Here is a 17,095-nt window from a genome sequence, read left to right as displayed (position 1 = left end):
ATCCGCGGAGGGATTCGCCGCACCCCCGTCGCCTCGTAGCTTCGTGATCAAGCACATGCGCGATCAGGAGGCCACGGAAGACATGTACGGCAAGGCATTCGCCCCGGAGTACCAAGGCGAGCTGGGCGCGGCCCTGAACGTGAACTCGTCCTACGAGGACGTGCTCGCCACGGCCGACCGCGCGCGGCGCGACGCCCGTACCGACCTGGAGCGCGCCCGGGCCTCGCTCGCCGTCGCCGAGGCCAACCGGCGCCTGGGGCGGGTGGACGACGCGCGTACGGCCTGGCACGAGAGCTACCGCAGCGCCCGCGCCGCCGGTGACAGCGGCGCGATGTCCTGGGCCCTGTGGAGCGGCGGCACGCTCGCCCGCCAGTGCGGCTCCCTCGCGCTGGCCCGCAGGCTGCTGGCCCATGCCGTCGCCCTCGCCGACGCGGGCGGCGACCGCCTGGCGCACGGCTACTCCCTCGCCGGGCTCGCCGAGACCGGCCGCATACAGGGCGACTACGAAGCCGTCGCCGACCTGCACGAGCAGCTGCTCGAACAGGCGCGCAGGCACGGCGAGGCCCGCCACATGGTGTGGGCGATGTCCGGCATAGCGCAGATGCACCGCAACACCGGCGACTACGCCAAGGCCCTGGAGCTGTTCGAGGAGTCCGCGCGGATCGCCGCAGACGGCGACGACGCGCGGGGCCGCGCCTGGTCGCTGCGCGGCGTGGCCGATGTCCTGTCCGTACAGGGCCACACGGAGCGGGCGCTGTCGCTGCTCACCGAGGCCGAGACGATCTGCCGCACCATGGACCTCGCGAGCGCCCTCGCCTACAACCGCAAGATGCGCGGCAACGTCCTGTTCCGGGCCGGCCGGTACGCCGAGGCGTGCGAGGTCTACGCCGGGGCGCTGCGCGAGTTCGAGGCGATGCGGGAGCCGCGCGGCACCGCCCTGTCCCGCCTCGGCCTGGTCAAGTCCCGTTCCCGGCTGGGCGGTTCGAAGGACGAGACGCTCGCCGAACTGGACGAGCTGGAGCGCGACTTCGGGCGGATCGGGCTGCGGCACGCCCGCGACATGGTCATCGCCTTCCGCGCCGAACTGCTCCCGTCGGCTTCAGGAAGTCCCGCAGCTCCGTACGGTGCCACCACGCACCGGTCTCCCGCCGTTCCCGCCACGTCGTGAACCGGTACTGGAACAGCCGGGCGCGCACCAGCGCGGGCGGCGCGTCCGGGAACGGATTGTGGCGCAGCAGCCGCAGCGTGTCGGGGTCGTTCGCCAGCAGGCGCTCCACGAACGGCCCGAACCAGCTGCGCGCATAGGCGGGGGAGAGCGCCGCGAACCACATCAGCCAGTCGAGCCGGAGGTGGTACGGCGCGTACTGGCGCGGCACGCGCCGTACGTCGCCCGGCTTGCCCCGGAACCCGTACTCCCGCCACACCGCGTCCGGCGAGGCCACCGGCGAGTCGGTGCCCTCGACCACGATCTCCCGGCGCACCCGGGTGACGCTGCCGAAGGCCCCGTAGGAGTTGACCAGGTGCAGCGGGTCGAAGGAGGTGTTCATCACCTGCTGCCGGGACAGCAGATTGCGTACGGGACGGTAGCTGCGGCAGGCGACGAAGACGGTGAGGAGCACGGTCAGCACGCCGAACCAGACCGGGGTGGCGGCGAACGCGGGCGCGTCGGCGATCCGGGAGGCGTCCACCGCGGACAGGGCCAGCACGATGGTCAGCCAGTTCAGCCAGGCGAAGTTGCCGGACAGCACGAGCCACAGCTGCGTGACGACGATGCCCAGCGCCGCCCAGGTCGCCACCGGCTGCGGGGTGAACAGCAGGACGGGCAGGCCGAGTTGCGCGACGTGGTTGGCGGCCGTCTCGACCCGGTGCAGCGGCTTGGGCAGCCGGTGGAAGAACCAGCTCAGCGGGCCCGGCATGGGCTGCGTCTCGTGGTGGTAGTACAGGCAGGTCAGATCGCGCCAGCAGTGGTCGCCGCGCATCTTGATCAGCCCGGCCCCGAATTCCACGCGGAACAGCAGCCACCGCAGCAGCCACATGACGAGCACCGGCGGCGCGATGTCGTCGTTGCCGAGGAAGACGGCCAGGAAGCCGGTCTCCAGCAGCAGGGACTCCCAGCCGAAGCCGTACCAGGTCTGTCCGACGTTGACGATGGACAGGTACATCGCCCACAGCACCGCCCACATCGCCATCGCGGCCCCGAGCGGCACGGCGTCCGCCGCCCCCGCCGCCACGGCAACGGCCAGCAGGGCACCGGCCCAGCACCACAGGGCGAAGAACCGGTCCGAGTAACGCCACTGGAACACCGACGGCGCCTTGCGGAACGGCACCCGGCGCACGAAGTCCGGCACCGGCGTCATACCGCGCTCGCCCATCAGCGCGCGGAACTGCCGCGCCGCCGCCACGAACGCCACCAGGTACAGCACGGCCAGCAGCCGCTGGAACACCAGCCGGCCCAGCCACACGTCGCTTTCCGTCAGCCAGTCCACACGACCTATCCCTAGCACCGCCGGGGCGCCCTGCCGCCGGTCCGGCGCGCGGCGCGCACGAGATGTACCGGACCGCCGCACCGTGCAGGCTGGAGGCATGCCCGAACTGCCGGAAGTCGAAGCCCTGCGGGAATTCCTCGACGCGCACGCCGTCGGCCACGTCCTGGAATGCGCCCAGCCGACCGCCGTCAACGTGCTCAAGACGTACGACCCGCCGCTGACCGCCCTCGAAGGCGGCACGGTCACGGCGGTGGAGCGGCACGGGAAGTTCCTGGACCTGAGCGTCGGCGGCCTGCACCTGGTCGTCCATCTGGCGCGCGCGGGCTGGCTGCGCTGGCAGGACGCGCTGCCGGAGGCCCCGCCGCGCCCCGGCAAGGGGCCGCTGGCCCTGCGCGTACGGCTGAGCGCCGACGGGGACGGCCCGGCGCCCGGCTTCGACCTCACCGAGGCCGGTACGCAAAAGCGCCTGGCCGTCTACTGCGTGACCGACCCCGCCGAGGTCCCCGGCATCGCCCGCCTCGGCCCCGACCCGCTCGCCGCGGACTTCACACGGGAGTCCCTGGCGGGCCTGCTCGAAGGGGAGCGGCGCCAGATCAAGGGATTCCTGCGCGACCAGAGCGTGCTGGCCGGAATCGGCAACGCCTATTCCGACGAGATCCTGCACGCCGCCCGCATGTCGCCGTTCAAGCCCGCGGCCCGTCTCGACGCCGAGGACACGGACCGGCTCTACACCGCCGTACGGGACACGCTCAGGGAAGCGGTGGAGCGGTCCCGGGGCGTGGCCGCCGGGCAGCTCAAGAAGGAGAAGAAGAGCGGGCTGCGGGTGCACGGCCGGACCGGCGAGCCGTGTCCGGTCTGCGGCGACACCGTCCGCGAGGTCTCCTTCAGCGATTCCTCGCTCCAGTACTGCCCCACGTGCCAGACCGGCGGCAAGCTGCTGGCCGACCGGCGGATGTCTCGGCTGCTGAAGTAGCGCCCACGGGGGCGGCGGGCCTCCGTCCGCCGGTTGCCGTACCGCTGACCGCGTCCCGTACGGCAAACGGGTGAACGCCGGTGGTGCGCCGGCCCGTGCCCGCCTTGGGATCTGGGGCTCCCTTCGCCCCGGCCCGGCGGAGGCGGGCGGCTCCCGGCGGAATCTAGGCATTACCCCCGACTTGCGGCCATTACCGGTAAATGTCGAGCGCGCGTCGGTCGCGGTCGTTAATCTGGTGGACGACGGACGACCTGTCTGGGAGATGCCAACACCCTTGGCCCGTCGCGGGAAGCGCCACGAACCCTGGCCGACGTCCCGGTTCGTGCGAAGGCGCCACCGCGTCGGAAGTGTCCCCTTGATGAAGGAGTGCGTGGTGGCATTGGAAAACGCGCAACGCAAACAGCCGCGGCCCAAGCGGAGCGAGCGCCCGGGCCGGATCGGGGAAGTCCGCAACCTGGAGGTCTGGGGCCGCTGTGTCCCGGTCAGAGTCGCGGGCTGCGACGACGACCCGGCCGAGCCCTACATCTTCCGCGGCATCGACTGACCGCGCCGGCCGGCGGACCTCCGCGGGCCCGGACGGCCCGCGGACACCGGCCGGCGTTCTCCCGGCGCCGCCGGGCCTCTCACGGCTGGCGGCCCAGCAGGCACAGCAGCCGGGTCAGGTCGTCCGCTCCGGGCGGTGGCGTCACGGGGTCGGCGAACATGGACGTGTCCGCGAGTGCGTCCGCGTACGGCTCGACCTCGCGCAGCGCCGCGCTCGCCAGCTCCGGCGGCAGCTGCTCGTCCGCGCCGATGGCCCGTGACAGGTCCCAGGAGTGGACCACCGCGTCCATCATCATCTGCGAGCAGTACGCCGCGGCCGAACTGGACCCCGAGGACAGGTGGACCGTCCGGTCCAGCGCACCCGGCTCGGAGAACGCCGCCACCGCGGCCACCGCCGCGCGGTCCCACGCCCCGGCCGGGTCGTCACCGAGCTGGTCGCCGTCGTAGTCGTCCCCCACCTCTTCGATCGTGGCGCCGTCCCGCACCAGGCGCGGCACCCACAGCTGCTCCACCGTCAGATGGCCGACCAGGTCGCGCACCGACCACTCGGCGCACGGCGTCGGGGCGTCCCACTGGCCGTCGCGCACCCGGTGGACCCGGCTGCCGAACAGGGCGATGGCCTCGCCGTGCCGGCGCAGCAGCACATCGTGATCACCCGTTCCGCCCGTATCGGAACCGTTCTTGTCCTTTTCGTGTTGGCTCATGCTCACCGAGGATAGGAGCGGGTACGGCGGCGACCGCGGCGCGACGCACGGTCGCGTTCACGACGGGTAGAGCGCGCCGCGCGGCACGATCTGCTGCTCCTGGCTCGGACTCGACCACAGCAGCTTCAGATGCGCCTCGCCGGTCCGCTCCGTGTGCTCGACGCGGACCGCGTGCCGGTGCCCGGCGGTCAGCGCCACGGCCGCCCGGTCGGTGCGCGGCCCGTGCGCGGTGCCGTCGTCGATGACGAGCCGGCCGTCCACCCACACCCGTACGGTGTCGTCGGAGACGGTGGTGAGGGTGTACGTCTCGCTGTAGCGCGGCCGGAGGGCGCCGGTCCAGCGGGTGGCGAAGTGGTCGGCGGGGATGCGGGCGGCCGGGGAACCGTCGAAGCGGTAGGACATGTTGAGCACCGGGTCGATGGTGGTCACCGCGGGCGGCCCGCCGAAGTCCTCGTTCGCCCAGCTCCGGGCCGTCAGCCCGGTGCCGTGCCCGGCGGGCGCGGCGGCCGGCGGCCGGACGGCGAGCCGGACGACGGTCGCTTCGGGGCCGGTGGGCGGGCCGGACGGCATGAGGTCGAAACCGTCGCCCGCCGGGGTGACGGTGATCTTCTGCTCGCTGCCCAGCACCCGGGCGGACGTGATGCGCAGCGGCGCCCTGGCGGTCAGGTGCAAGGGCTTCCCGGGCGTGGGCCAGGCGGTGACGGACGCGTACAGGGCGTCGCCCTTGCGGGAGACCGTGCCCCACGCGGGCTCGGCGACCAGCCCGGTGTGCCCGGCGCCGTACACCGCGTCGCCCCGCCCGTGCGCGGCCAGCCGGCGTCCGGTGGCCCGCAGCCGGTCCACGGACGCCTGCGGGATACGGCCGTGCCGGTCCGGGCCCACGTTCAGGAGGTAGTTGCCGCCGCGTCCGGCGACGGCGAGGAGGCTGCGCACGACGGTGGCGGTGGACTTCCAGTTGGTGTCGTACCGGGCGAACCCCCAGTGGTCGTTGAGCGTCATACAGCTCTCCCACAGCTGGCCGGCCACCGGCTCGCCGGGGATCTCCTGCTCGGGCGTGCCGTAGTCGCCGTCCACGACGCGCTTCTTGCCGACCCGGTTGTTGACGATCAGACCGGGGTCCAGGCGGTGCAGATACGCCTGGAGGCCGGCGCCGTCCCGTGGCGACCAGCGGTTGACGGGGTTGTCCGCGTCCCACTCGCCGTCGAACCACAGCAGCGCCGGGTCGTACCCGTCCACCAGCTCCTTGAGCTGCGCGTACATCCGCTTCTTGTAGCGCGGGAAGGTGGCCGGGTCCGCGAAGTCGGGGTCGTGCCAGTCCCAGATCGAGTAGTAGAAGCCGAGTTTGATGCCCGCCGCGTCGGCGGCCCGCTTCAGCTCGGCGAGGATGTCGCGGTGCGGGTCGAAGGCGGAGTGGTCGCGCAGGTTCCAGCGGTTCTGCTTCGTCGGCCACATCGCGTAGCCGTCGTGGTGCTTGGACGTGATCACGATGTAGCGCTGGCCCGCCTCCTTGGCCGTCCTGACCACCGCCTCGGCGTCGAACGCCGCGGGGTCGAAGGTGGCGGCCCGCCGCTCGTACACGTCGGTGGGGATGGCGCACTGGCGCTTGATCCACTCGGCGTTGCGGCACACCGTGCCGTCCGGACGGGTGTACTCGCCCTCCAGATTCGAGTACGCGCCGAAGTGGATGAACATGCCGAAACGGGCCTGGCGCCACCAGGACGTGCGCCCGGAGGTGAAGGGGTCGTCGACGGCGTGGTTCGTGCCCGGTCCGGCGGCCGCGGCGCGGGGCGCGGGGCCGGGCGTGCCGCCCGTTGCGGTGGCCTCGCCGGTCAGCAGGGCGCCGAGCAGTCCCAGCACCACGCCCAGCAACCCGAGGAGCCGGGCCGGTCTCGTACGGCTGCGCATCGCGTGCTCCTTTGCGGTCGGTCACCGGCCGGCCTCCGGACACCGGCCGGTCATGTGCATGCCGTTGTGTCCCCCGCATGGTGCGGCCACCGCACCGGCGCCGGAAGCCCTTCGGCGGGACAGACATCGGAGCACCGGAGGCGAACGGCTGGCTCAAACCGGACGGTTGGCGGCCATACGAAGGCCATACCTCGGATGTCGGCCCCCGGACGCCGGACGGCCACCGTCCTGCCCGCTCCCTCGCAGCCGCCCTGCCCCGTCCTCTTCCTGACGGGTTGTCAGTACTCTGGCGGCCGGGTGGAAGCGCCTGTTCAATGGGCGCGAGTCGCAATCGTCTGGAGGCTACATGGATGTCGCCGCCATGCCCCCTGCCATTCGTTGTGCCGGGGTCGAGCGCTCGTATCCGGCGTTTCGGCAGCGGTCCGCCCGTATCGCGTCGGGGCTGCGTGCGCTGGGTGTCGAGCCCGGGGAGCGTATCGCGATCGTGCTGCGGAACGAACCCGCGCACCTGGAGATCGCCGCCGGGGCAGCTTTGCTCGGTGCCTCGGCCGTCCCCGTCAACTGGCACTTCCGGCACGACGAGCTGAGCCATGTGCTCGGCGACAGCGACAGCAAGGTCGTCTTCGCGCACACCGACCTGCTGCCCGCGGTCGCCGCCGCGCTGCCCGGCCGGGCCCGCCTCATCGAGGTTCCGGTGCCCGACGGCATCGCCGCGGCCTGCGGATTCCCGTGTCCGCCGGTCACCGGCGACCATCCGCTCCTGGACACCTGGCTCGCCGGGCACCCGCCGCTCACCGAGGCCGCCGCCCGCCGCCCCTCCACCGTGATCTACAGCTCGGGAACCACCGGCCGCCCGAAAGGCGTGCTGCGCGATCCGGTCGGCCAGGAACAACTCGCCGAGTCGGTGGCGAAGTTCCTCGCATACTTCGCGGTGCGCCCCGGCGGCCGCACCCTGATCCCCGCGCCGCTGTACCACGCCTCACCCAGCCAGCACGCCGTCCTCGCCCTGGCCGGCGGCCTGGACATCACCCTGATGCCGCGCTTCGACGCCGAGGAGTTCCTGCGGCTGGTCGAGCGCCACCGGATCGAGCAGGCGCAGCTGGTGCCGACCATGTTCGTACGGCTGCTGCGGCTGCCCAAGGAGGTCCGCGAGCGCTACGACCTGTCCTCGCTCACCTCCGTCGTGCACGCCGCCGCGCCCTGTCCGCCGCACGTCAAGTACGCCATGATCGACTGGCTGGGGCCGGTACTGCGCGAGTACTACGGCGGCAGCGAAACCGGCGCCGTGACCTGGTGCGACAGCCAGGAGTGGCTGGCGCACCCCGGTACGGTCGGCCGCGCCGTGGAGACCTCGGCGGTGACGGTCCTCGGCCCCGACGGGGCACCGCTGCCCACCGGCCGCACCGGCGACGTCTATCTCAAGCCGTCCGACACCTGGCCGCAGTTCACCTACCTCGGTGACCCGGCCAAGCGCGCGGCGATGGAGGCCGAGCGGATGCCCGGCTACGTCACCATCGGCGACATCGGCCACCTCGACGCGGACGGCTACCTCTACCTCAGTGACCGCCGCAGCGACCTGGTCATCTCCGGCGGCGTCAACATCTACCCGGCCGAGATCGAGGGCTGCCTGCTCGGTCTCGACGGGGTGCGGGACGTGGCCGTCTTCGGCATCCCCGACGAGGAGTTCGGCGAGTCGCTCGCCGCCCACGTCCAGCCGGAGCCCGGTGCCGACCTCACCGCCGAGGACGTACGGGCCCAGGTCGCCGACCGGCTCGCCTCGTACAAGGTGCCCAAGGTGGTGGCCTTCGAGGAGAGCCTGCCGCGCGACGAGTCCGGCAAGCTGTTCAAGCGGCGGCTGCGCGAGCCCTACTGGGCCGGGCGGGACCGCGCGATCTGAGCGGCCCGCCCGCGCGCCCGCTCACAGCCCGCCGCGCCGCATCAGCTGCCGCACGATCACATCCTTCTGGATCTCGTTGGTCCCCTCGCCGACGATCATCAGCGGCGCGTCGCGGAAGTACCGCTCCACGTCGAACTCGGTGGAATAGCCGTACCCGCCGTGCACCCGCACCGCGTCCAGGGCGACACGCATCGCCGTCTCGGACGCGAACAGCTTCGCCATGCCCGCCTCCAGATCGGCCCGCTGCCCGCCGTCGTACGTCCGCGCCGCGTGCAGGACCAGCTGGCGCGCCGCCGACAGCGACGTGGCCATGTCCGCCAGCAGGTTGCCGACCGCCTGGTGCCGCCAGATCGGCTTGCCGAAGCTCTCCCGCTGCCGCGCGTACCGTACGGAATCCTCGAAGGCGGCCCGCCCGACGCCCACCGCCCGCGCGGCGACCTGGATCCGGCCGATCTCCAGCCCGCGCATCATCTGCCCGAACCCCTGCCCCTCCCGGCCGCCGAGCAGCGCGTCCCCCGGTACCCGGAAACCGTCGAACGCCAGCTCACAGCTCTCCACGCCCTTGTAGCCGAGCTTCGGCAGATCGCGTGAGACGGTCATCCCCGGGCCGTGCTCGGCCAGCAGGACGGACATGCCGCGGTGCGCGGGGTCGGCCGCCGGGTCGGTCTTCACCAGCAGCGCGATCAGGCCGGCCCGGCGGGCGTTGGTGATCCAGGTCTTGGCGCCCTGGACGACGTACGAGCCGTCGGCGGCGCGGCGCGCGGTGGTACGCAGCGCCTGGAGGTCCGAGCCGCCGCCCGGCTCGGTGAGCGCCATCGCGGCCCGTACCTCACCGGTGGCCAGCCGCGGCAGCCACCGCTCCCGCTGCTCCGGCGTGCCGTACCGGACGAGCAGGGAGCACACCACCGTATGGCCGCCCATGGCGCCGGCCAGGCTCATCCAGCCGCGCGCCAACTCCTCGGTGACCAGGGCGAAGCAGGGCGCGGAAACGGGGGCGGGGCCGTACGGGGCGGGCACCGCGAGCCCGAAGACACCGAGCTGCTTCATCCGCTCGACAAGCTGCTCCGGATAGCGGTTCGCATGCTCCAACTCGCGCGCCACCGGCCGTACATCGCGGTCCACGAAGTCCCGGACGACATCGACGACGGCGCGCTCCTCAGGAGAGAGCGGATCGTGACCGGACATGGTGCGGCCTCCTTCGACGGGCGGTGCTCGCGGACGTGCTTCACCTACCCGTACGGGAGCGGCTGTCCGCCGGGCCGGTCAGATGGTCGCGAGCCGCCGTACGGAAGGCCGCCACCAGGCGACTGCGGTCACCGGCGCGCGTCGCCAGGACGACATGGCTCGGCTCGGCGTCGCGCAACGGGATCGCGGCGATGTCCGGGCGCAGCCCGTGGGCACGCGGCCCGGCCGAAATAGCCACTGCCTGACCCGCGGCGACGACTTCGAACTTGTCCTCCAGGCCGTCGATCAGCGGGCCGGTGGGGGCCGGGCGCCCGTCGGGCCGGGGATCGATGCGCCAGAACGCCTCGAAGTGCGGATCGGCCCGGCGCAGCCGGGGCACGGGCTCGTCGGCGATGTCGTCGAAGGTGACGGATTCCCGGCCGGCGAGCCGGTGGTCGAGCGGCACCAGCAGCATCCGGGGCTCGTCGTACAGGACCGTCACGTCCAGCCGGCCGGTCGCGAACGGCAGCCGGCACACCAGCGCGTCCACCCGGCGGTCGAGCAGCGCGGCGCGTACGTCCTGGAGATCCACGTGGACGGTGCGCACCTCGGCGTCCGGATGCCGGCGGCGCAGCTCCCGCACCGCCGGAGTGACGAAGACGCCGGTCGTGTATCCGACGGTGATGCCGGTGGGTTCGGCGGCGGCGCGCGTGGCGGCCGCGGCCTGCGCGGCGGAGCGCAGCAGCGCCTTGGCACGGGGCAGGAAGATCTCCCCGGCCTCGGTGAGCCGGTTGCCCTGCGGGGTGCGGTCCAGCAGCCGGGCGCCCAGCTGCCGTTCGAGGTTGCGTATCTGGCGGCTCAGGGACGGCTGGGTGATGCGCAGGGCCTCGGCGGCGCGGCCGAAGTGCCGGTGCTCGGCCACGGCCGTGAAGTAGCGCACCAGGCGGAGGTCGAGGTCGGGTGCGGGCGGGGAACCGGACATGCCCGAAGCGTAACCCCGTCGCCCTCGCATCCGCCGTGTGCAGCCGCTCCGACCAGGGGTGATGCCCGAACCGTATGCCGCCATACGCAACAGGCTTTGGACTGCGGCCGGGCCGTCCGCAGACGATGGGACCACCGGCCCGGAGCGCCTCCACGCACCGCCCCCAAAGGCCGGTTCCGCACGCCATTTCATCCAAGGAGCGCAGCATGCGCGTATTCGTCACCGGAGCGACCGGGTTCATCGGAACCGCGGTGGTACGGGAACTCCTCGGCACCGGTCACACGGTCCTCGGCCTGGCCCGCTCGGACCGGGCCGTCGCGGCACTGACCGCCGCCGGCGCCGCGGTGCACCGCGGCACCCTCGACGACCCCGGCAGCCTGCGGGACGGCGCGGCCGCGGCGGACGGCGTCATCCACCTCGCCTACCACCACGACTTCTCGGACCAGGCGGCCTTCGCCGGCGCCGCCAAGCTGGACCTGAGCGCCGTCGAAGCGCTCGGAGCCGCACTCGAAGGCACCGGCAAGCCCCTCGTGATCACCTCGGGAACCCTGATGCTCGCGTCGCTCGCACCGGGCCGTACCGCAACCGAGGAGGACCTGCCCGCGCCCGGCGCGGACGGACCGCGGATGGCGTCGGAGAACACCGCCAGGTCGCTGGCGCGGCGCGGCGTGCGCACCTCGGTCGTACGGCTCGCACCGACCGTGCACGACGAGGGCGACCGGGGCTTCGTCCCGCACCTGATCGCCACCGCCCGCGAGAAGGGCGTCTCGGCGTACATCGGCGACGGCTCCAACCACTGGCCCGCCGTCCACCGGCGCGACGCCGCCCGCCTGTTCCGCCTGGCCCTGGAGTCCGCCCCGCCCGGCACGACCCTGCACGGAACAGCCGAGCAGGGCATCCCGTTCCGCGCCATAGCCGAAGCCATCGCCCACGGCCTCGGCCTGCCCACCACCACACTCGCCCCCGACGAGGCAACCACCCACTTCGGCTTCCTCGGCGCCCTGGTCCCGCTCGACAACCCCACGTCGAGCACCCTGACCAGGAAACAACTGGGCTGGGAGCCCGTACACCCCGGTCTTCTGGAGGATCTGGGGGCGGGGGACTACTTCGGGGAGGGGGCGCGGAGGGGCTGATGGGCGGGCGTGCTGCTTTCCTGTCGGTCAGCGAACCTGGTCGCCGTGCGGTCCGGCGCCTTTGATGCTGGTCGGAGTTGCGTCCGGGGTGAACGGGTGCCGGAAGGTGAAGGCGTGCGGCGCGGAGCCGTGGTCGTGGACGTGTTCCAGCCGGGAGACCCCCTCCTGCCAGGTGGGTATCGCGCCGTCGGAGACCCACCAGAGCACATAGCTCGGGTGCCCCGTCCTCTCGAACCAGTCGTGACGCCTGTTCAGCGCCGCACGGTGCAGGCCGGTGTAGATGGCGTCGAAGGCGGGGCGCAGGCCGGTCCAGAGCGAGAGGGTCGCGTCCAGGGCGGCGGTTTCCACCGTACGGCCCTTGCCGTACCAGGCCGGTACGGCGAACTCCCCCCACGCACCCCAGTCCAGGTCGAAGTGTGAGCCCCGGTCGCGGTCCGCCGGTACAGCACGGGCGAGGTACCCGGGGTGCCGGCTGATCGTCCGGTAGACGGCCTCGCCGCTCTCGCGGAGTTCGCGTGTGAGAGGTGTGGGATCGGTGATGGGAGACTTCAGGACGCCGAAGGTGTACAGCGCGAGATGAGGCATGCGTCTCTCCCTGGTTGGGGATGCCTGGTGTGGATCCTCGGGGGCTCAGCCCGAAGGAACTCCTGTGCGACCGTGGGTGATCGCCGGAGACCAGGTGAAGGTAGCTGCCTCCGCGGGCCCTGTCGAAGTTGCGTTTTCCCTGCGTACGTGGCTTCTTGGTTCAGCCCGCCTCCCCGTTCGGGACGATCTGGAGCTTGCGGCCCGTGCCCAGTTCGAACGTCTTCAGGGCCTCGGCGTACTGGTCGAGGCCGAAGCGGTGGGTGATCATCTTTTCGCAGTCGATGATGCCCTTGCCCAGCATCTCGACCGCCCGGCCGTAGGTGTGCAGGATGGCCATGCTGCCGACGATGCGGATCTCGTCGTTGTAGATCCGGAACGGGGAGAAGCGGGCCGTCTCCTGGTCGGGCGCGCAGCCGAACTGCTGGAACGTGCCGCCGCGGATGGGGCGGGTCAGGCCGTCCTCGATGGCCCGTACGCTGCCGGTGCAGTCGGTGACCACCTGCCAGCCCAGCGGGTGGTCGGCGGACAGCGCGTCCGCGCTGGTGGCGACCGCGTCGGCGCCCAGTTCGCGGGCGACCTTCAGCCGGTCCTTGTTGATGTCCACCACCGACACCGAGGCGGCGCCCGCACGCTGCGCGACCTGGAGGTAGAGGAGGCCCATCGTGCCCGCGCCGTAGATCAGGAAGTGGTCGCCCAGCTTGGGGCCGACGAGGTCGAAGCCGCGCAGGATGGTGGACAGCGGTTCGATCAGCGGGGCGTGGCGGAGGGCGACGGTCTCCGGAAGGCGGTAGCAGTTGCCGGCCGGGACCCGGACGTACTCGGCGGCGGCGCCGTCCATCGTGATGCCGATGGTGCCCCACTGCTCGCAGAGGTTGCCGTGGCCGATGGAACAGAAGTGGCACGTGCCGCAGTAGACGGCCGGGTCGGCGGCGACCGCGTCGCCCTCGGCGAAACCGGTCACGGCGGAGCCCACCGCCACCACCTCGCCGGAGAACTCGTGCCCGGGAACGACCGGGTACCGCGTCGGCCCGAACTCGCCCGCCAGCATGTGCACATCGGTGCCGCACAGCCCGGCGGCGGTGACCTTGAGAACCACGTCGCCGGGACCGGGCACCGGGTCGGGAACCTGGCTGACGGACAGTTTGTTCGGCTCCTCGATGAGGACTGCGCGCATGGTCGTGACCACCTTTCGGAGGGGAGGGGGGAGGGACGGGGCGGACGGGGTCAGGCCGTGGGCACGCCGGGGGACGTCAGGTTGCGCGACTCGACCTGCTTGATCTTCTCCACCTTGGGCGCGGAGCCGCCCCCGGCGAAGTCGGAGACCAGCCAGTGTTCCAGGCACACCAGCGCGGCCTCGACGCCCATGGTGCGGCTGCCGAAGCAGGCGATCTGCGCGTCGTTGGACTTGCGGGCGCGCTCCGCGCTGTAGCTGTCCGGGATCTGGGCGGCCCGGATGCCGGGCACCTTGTTGGCGGCGATGGCCATGCCGATGCCGGTGCCGCAGACCAGGACCGCGCGTTCGTGCTCGCCGCGCGCGACGCCGCGCGCCACCCGCTCGGCGACGTCCGGGTAGTCCTCGCCGTCCGTGGCGCTCAGGTCGGTGACCTGGTACCCGCGTTCGGTGAGGTACGCGGCCATCGCGTCCTTCATGGCGATCGCGGCGTCGTCGGCGCCGAGGGCGATGCGGTACGTGTCCTGCACGGTGAACTCCCTAGGGGCGGAGGGGAAGCGGGGCGCTGGCCGCGGCGACTTCTTCGAGGACCTGGCGCAGGTTGCCGGTGTCGTGGGCGAGGCGGCCCAGGAACAGGCCGTCCACGCTGCCGGCCAGCCGGCCGAAGGTGCCGGGCCCGGCGGTGCCGCCGTAGATCACCCGGCCGCGTACACCGTGGTCGCGCAGGCAGGTGCCGATGGCGGTGGCCACCGTGCGTACGTGCTGCGCGGGGGCCGGTTCGCGGGCGCCGATGGCCCGGACCGGTTCGTAGGCGATGATCACCTCGCTGCCGGGTCCGGTGCCGCCGAGGGCCGCCCGTACCTGGATCAGCGTCTCCTCGACGGCCCGCTCGGTACCGGCGTCGTGGCGTTCGCCGGCGCAGATGACGGGCACCAGCCCGGCCCGGGTGACGGCCCCGGCCTTGGCGGCCACGGTCGCGTCCGTCTCGCCGAAGTGCCGGCGCCGCTCGGCGTGGCCGACCTCGACGTAACGCGCGCCCGCCTCGGCGAGCATGCCCGCGGAGACCTCGCCGGTCCACGCGCCGGTCTCGGCCCAGTGCACGTCCTGGGCGCCGTACGCGATCCCCGTACCGGCCAGCAGCTCCCGGGCGTCGGCCAGGGCGGGGAAGGCCGGCAGGACGAACAGGTCGACGGGGCGGGGGAGTTCCGCGAGCGCGTCCTGGAGCGCGGCCACGTCCGCGAGCCACTTCCGGGTCGCGGCCAGGCCGAAGTAGAGCTTCAGCGATACGCCGACGACCGGGCGGCGGCCCGCTTCCGGGGGCCCGAGGGCCCCGGAGGTGCGGACCGCCGCCGGCGTCGCGTTCTCAGGGATCACGTCGTTCATGATGCTTCAAACAAAAGCACATGTGAAGTTCTCAGATCAAGGCGTTATGTTCCCCAAGTTTGCGAGATTTCTGTGATGTGTGGGAGGTGGGGTGAGGAGCGGCGTCAGGCCAGCGGCTTGGACAGGACGGCCTTGCGGTGGCTGAACGTCTCGATCGAGTACCGGCCGTGGTAGCGGCCCATCCCGCTCTCGCCGACGCCGCCGAACGGCAGGTCGGAGACGGTCAGATGGGCCACCGGCAGACCGAAGCCGAGGCCGCCCGAAGAGGTCTCGCCGGTCAGCCGCCGCCGGGTCTCGGCGGACTCCGTGAAGGCGTACAGCGCCAGCGGCTTGTCCCGGTCGTTGATGAAGCCGATCGCCGTGTCCAGGTCCCTGACCTCGACGATGGGCAGGATCGGGCCGAAGATCTCCTCGCTCATCACCGGCGCGTCGGGCGCCACCCCGCCGAGCACGGTCGGCGCGATGTACTTGCTGTCCCGGTCGTGCGTGCCGCCCACGACGGTGCGGCCCGAGCCGAGCAGGCCGGTCAGCCGGTCGAAGTGCCGCTCGTTGATGATCCGGCCGTAGTTCGGCGCGGTGGCCGGGTCGTCGCCGTAGAGCGCGGTGACGGCGCGCGCAAGGGCGGGCTCCAGGCGGGCGGCCGTCTCCGGGTCGGTCAGGACGTAGTCCGGCGCCACGCAGGTCTGGCCCGCGTTCAGGAACTTGCCGGCCACCAGCCGGGCGGCGACCGCGTCCGGGTCGGTGCCGCGGTCCACGAAGGCGGGCGACTTGCCGCCCAGCTCCAGGGTGACCGGGGTCAGGTGCTTGGCCGCCGCGTTCATCACGATGCGGCCGACGGTGCCGTTGCCCGTGTAGAAGATGTGGTCGAAACGCTGCTCCAGCAGGGCCGTCGTCTCCGGTACGGCACCCTCCACCACGGCGACCGCGTCCGTGTCCAGGAAGCGGGGCAGCAGGCGGGCCACCGCGGCGGAGGTCGCGGGCGCCAGCTCGCTGGGCTTGGCGACCACGCAGTTGCCGGACGCCAGGGCGCCGACCATCGGGGCGAGCAGCAGCTGAAGCGGGTAGTTCCAGGGCGCGATGACCAGGGCGACGCCCAGCGGGTCGTACACCGTCCATGCCTCGGCGCCGTCCAGGTGCGGCGGCACCGGCGCGGGCTCGGGCCGCAGCCACTCCTCCAGGTGGTCCAGGGTGTGGTCGATCTCCCGCAGCGTGAAGTCGATCTCGGTGCGGTACGCCTCGGCCTCACCCTTGCCCAGGTCGGCGCGCAGAGCGGCGGCGAGGTCCGGGCCGTGCTCGGTGAGCATCGCGCGCAGCTGCCGCAGCTGGCCGGTGCGCCATTCCAGGGGCTTGGTGCGGCCGGTGCGGAACGTGGCGCGCAGCCGTGCGACCACGGCGGCCGGCTGCTCGGGGGTGCTGCTGGTCATGGTGTCTCCGATGCGTACGGGGTGGAGCGGGCGAGGCGGGGTGGCGGGCGTCCCGCCCGGAGGTGATCACTTGACAAGGTCAAGCACTCATTCCATGTAAATACCAACGATTGCTGAAGTCAAGTAACCGCTCTACCCTGACCCCGTGCCCGACACCACCCCGCCCACCCCCGACGATCTCGTGGAACCGTTCGCCCGCACGGTCCGCGGCTACTACGACGACCTCGCCGCCGCCGCGCTGCGGCACGGCCTGAGCACCGCGCAGGCCCGCGCGCTCATCGCCCTGGAGGAGCCGCTGTCGATGAGCGCGCTCGCCGGGCACCTGGTCTGCGACGCCTCGAACGCGACCCGGCTCATCGCCCGCATGCAGGAGCGCGGGCTCGTACGGCGCGAGGCCGCGCCGCGGGACCGGCGGAGCAAGGTGGTCACCGCCACCGAGGAAGGCCGGGCGCTCGCCCGCCGCGTACGCGCCGACATGCACGCCGTGCACGACGCGCTCCAGGCCCTCACGCCCGGGGAGCGCACGGCCCTGCTCCCGCTGCTGGAACGCCTCGGCGCGCTCCTGGACCGATGAGGCCGCGGCAGGACACCGGCGGTGGGCCCCGGGGCGATCCCGGGGCAGCTCCAGGACGGCCCCGGAGGGTCACGACCCGCCAGGATCCCGCTAAAGTCGGATGAATACCCGCTGGTGGATGAGCCGGAGCGGGCTGTTTCGGGCTGCGCGCCCCAGGGTTCGGGGCCGCGT

Annotated in this window: 16 protein-coding genes; 6 read left to right on the top strand and 10 right to left on the bottom strand. The window is 72.5% G+C overall.

Annotation, left to right across the window (positions count from 1 at the left end):
* Nucleotides 1-82 precede the first annotated feature (82 nt).
* Nucleotides 83-1,168 (top strand): tetratricopeptide repeat protein, encoded by a 1,086-nt coding sequence (locus ADK86_RS25840; RefSeq protein ID WP_053698780.1) that lies wholly within the window; start codon nt 83-85, stop codon nt 1,166-1,168.
* On the opposite strand, the gene ADK86_RS25835 is transcribed toward ADK86_RS25840, so the two are convergent.
* Complete coding sequence (locus tag ADK86_RS25835; RefSeq protein WP_053698741.1) at nt 1,065-2,486, bottom strand: lipase maturation factor family protein; 1,422 nt, start codon at nt 2,484-2,486, stop codon at nt 1,065-1,067. The two genes, ADK86_RS25840 and ADK86_RS25835, sit on opposite strands and share 104 nt — an antisense overlap.
* A 97-nt stretch (nt 2,487-2,583) precedes the next feature.
* On the opposite strand from ADK86_RS25835, the gene ADK86_RS25830 reads away from it, so the two are divergent.
* Together ADK86_RS25830 and ADK86_RS43315 are read left to right on the top strand one after the other, a co-directional pair.
* A complete protein-coding gene (locus ADK86_RS25830; RefSeq protein WP_053698740.1) occupies nt 2,584-3,459 on the top strand; it encodes an Fpg/Nei family DNA glycosylase in 876 nt (291 codons plus the stop codon).
* 373 nt (nt 3,460-3,832) lie between these two features.
* Nucleotides 3,833-4,003 (top strand): hypothetical protein, encoded by a 171-nt coding sequence (locus ADK86_RS43315; RefSeq protein ID WP_156100324.1) that lies wholly within the window; start codon nt 3,833-3,835, stop codon nt 4,001-4,003.
* Between the two features lie 79 nt (nt 4,004-4,082).
* On the opposite strand, the gene ADK86_RS25820 is transcribed toward ADK86_RS43315, so the two are convergent.
* Both ADK86_RS25820 and ADK86_RS25815 read right to left on the bottom strand, forming a co-directional pair.
* Nucleotides 4,083-4,706: a TIGR03086 family metal-binding protein gene (locus ADK86_RS25820; RefSeq protein WP_199834469.1), complete on the bottom strand. Its 624-nt coding sequence runs from the start codon at nt 4,704-4,706 to the stop codon at nt 4,083-4,085.
* Between the two features lie 57 nt (nt 4,707-4,763).
* On the bottom strand, nt 4,764-6,611 hold the full coding sequence (locus tag ADK86_RS25815) for an alpha-L-fucosidase (protein ID WP_053698738.1): 1,848 nt from the start codon (nt 6,609-6,611) through the stop codon (nt 4,764-4,766).
* A 346-nt stretch (nt 6,612-6,957) separates the two neighbouring features.
* Between ADK86_RS25815 and ADK86_RS25810 the strand changes: the two genes are divergently transcribed.
* On the top strand, nt 6,958-8,508 hold the full coding sequence (locus tag ADK86_RS25810) for an AMP-binding protein (protein ID WP_053698737.1): 1,551 nt from the start codon (nt 6,958-6,960) through the stop codon (nt 8,506-8,508).
* 21 nt (nt 8,509-8,529) lie between these two features.
* Here the strand turns inward: ADK86_RS25810 and ADK86_RS25805 are convergent, their stop codons facing one another.
* The gene (locus ADK86_RS25805) at nt 8,530-9,693 is read right to left on the bottom strand and encodes an acyl-CoA dehydrogenase family protein (RefSeq protein WP_053698736.1); all 1,164 of its coding nucleotides are present in this window, start codon (nt 9,691-9,693) and stop codon (nt 8,530-8,532) included.
* A gap of 40 nt (nt 9,694-9,733) precedes the next feature.
* Nucleotides 9,734-10,654 (bottom strand): LysR family transcriptional regulator, encoded by a 921-nt coding sequence (locus tag ADK86_RS25800; RefSeq protein ID WP_053698735.1) that lies wholly within the window; start codon nt 10,652-10,654, stop codon nt 9,734-9,736.
* 206 nt (nt 10,655-10,860) lie between these two features.
* On the opposite strand from ADK86_RS25800, the gene ADK86_RS25795 reads away from it, so the two are divergent.
* Nucleotides 10,861-11,787 carry an SDR family oxidoreductase gene (locus ADK86_RS25795; protein ID WP_053698734.1) on the top strand — a complete coding sequence of 309 codons (927 nt, stop codon included), beginning with the start codon at nt 10,861-10,863 and terminating at the stop codon, nt 11,785-11,787.
* Nucleotides 11,788-11,814: 27 nt separating this feature from the next.
* On the opposite strand, the gene ADK86_RS25790 is transcribed toward ADK86_RS25795, so the two are convergent.
* From ADK86_RS25790 to ADK86_RS25770, 5 genes are all read right to left on the bottom strand, one after another.
* Nucleotides 11,815-12,372, bottom strand: a complete 558-nt coding sequence (locus ADK86_RS25790; protein ID WP_053698733.1) for a DUF3291 domain-containing protein — start codon at nt 12,370-12,372, stop codon at nt 11,815-11,817.
* Nucleotides 12,373-12,532: 160 nt separating this feature from the next.
* Complete coding sequence (locus ADK86_RS25785; protein ID WP_053698732.1) at nt 12,533-13,546, bottom strand: zinc-dependent alcohol dehydrogenase family protein; 1,014 nt, start codon at nt 13,544-13,546, stop codon at nt 12,533-12,535.
* Between the two features lie 50 nt (nt 13,547-13,596).
* A complete protein-coding gene (locus tag ADK86_RS25780; protein ID WP_078952268.1) occupies nt 13,597-14,073 on the bottom strand; it encodes an RpiB/LacA/LacB family sugar-phosphate isomerase in 477 nt (158 codons plus the stop codon).
* 10 nt (nt 14,074-14,083) lie between these two features.
* A complete protein-coding gene (locus ADK86_RS25775; protein WP_234346031.1) occupies nt 14,084-14,917 on the bottom strand; it encodes a triose-phosphate isomerase family protein in 834 nt (277 codons plus the stop codon).
* 113 nt (nt 14,918-15,030) lie between these two features.
* Nucleotides 15,031-16,350, bottom strand: coding sequence for an aldehyde dehydrogenase family protein (locus ADK86_RS25770; RefSeq protein WP_053698730.1), 1,320 nt, complete (start codon nt 16,348-16,350; stop codon nt 15,031-15,033).
* A gap of 145 nt (nt 16,351-16,495) precedes the next feature.
* Here ADK86_RS25770 and ADK86_RS25765 point away from each other — a divergent pair, with 145 nt between their 5' ends.
* On the top strand, nt 16,496-16,924 hold the full coding sequence (locus ADK86_RS25765; protein WP_053698729.1) for a MarR family winged helix-turn-helix transcriptional regulator: 429 nt from the start codon (nt 16,496-16,498) through the stop codon (nt 16,922-16,924).
* Nucleotides 16,925-17,095: the final 171 nt, after the last annotated feature.

Source organism: Streptomyces sp. NRRL F-5755 (assembly GCF_001279365.1).
GTDB classification, from domain to species: Bacteria; Actinomycetota; Actinomycetes; order Streptomycetales; family Streptomycetaceae; genus Streptomyces; species Streptomyces rimosus.
This window is presented reverse-complemented; position numbering and strand designations above follow the sequence as displayed.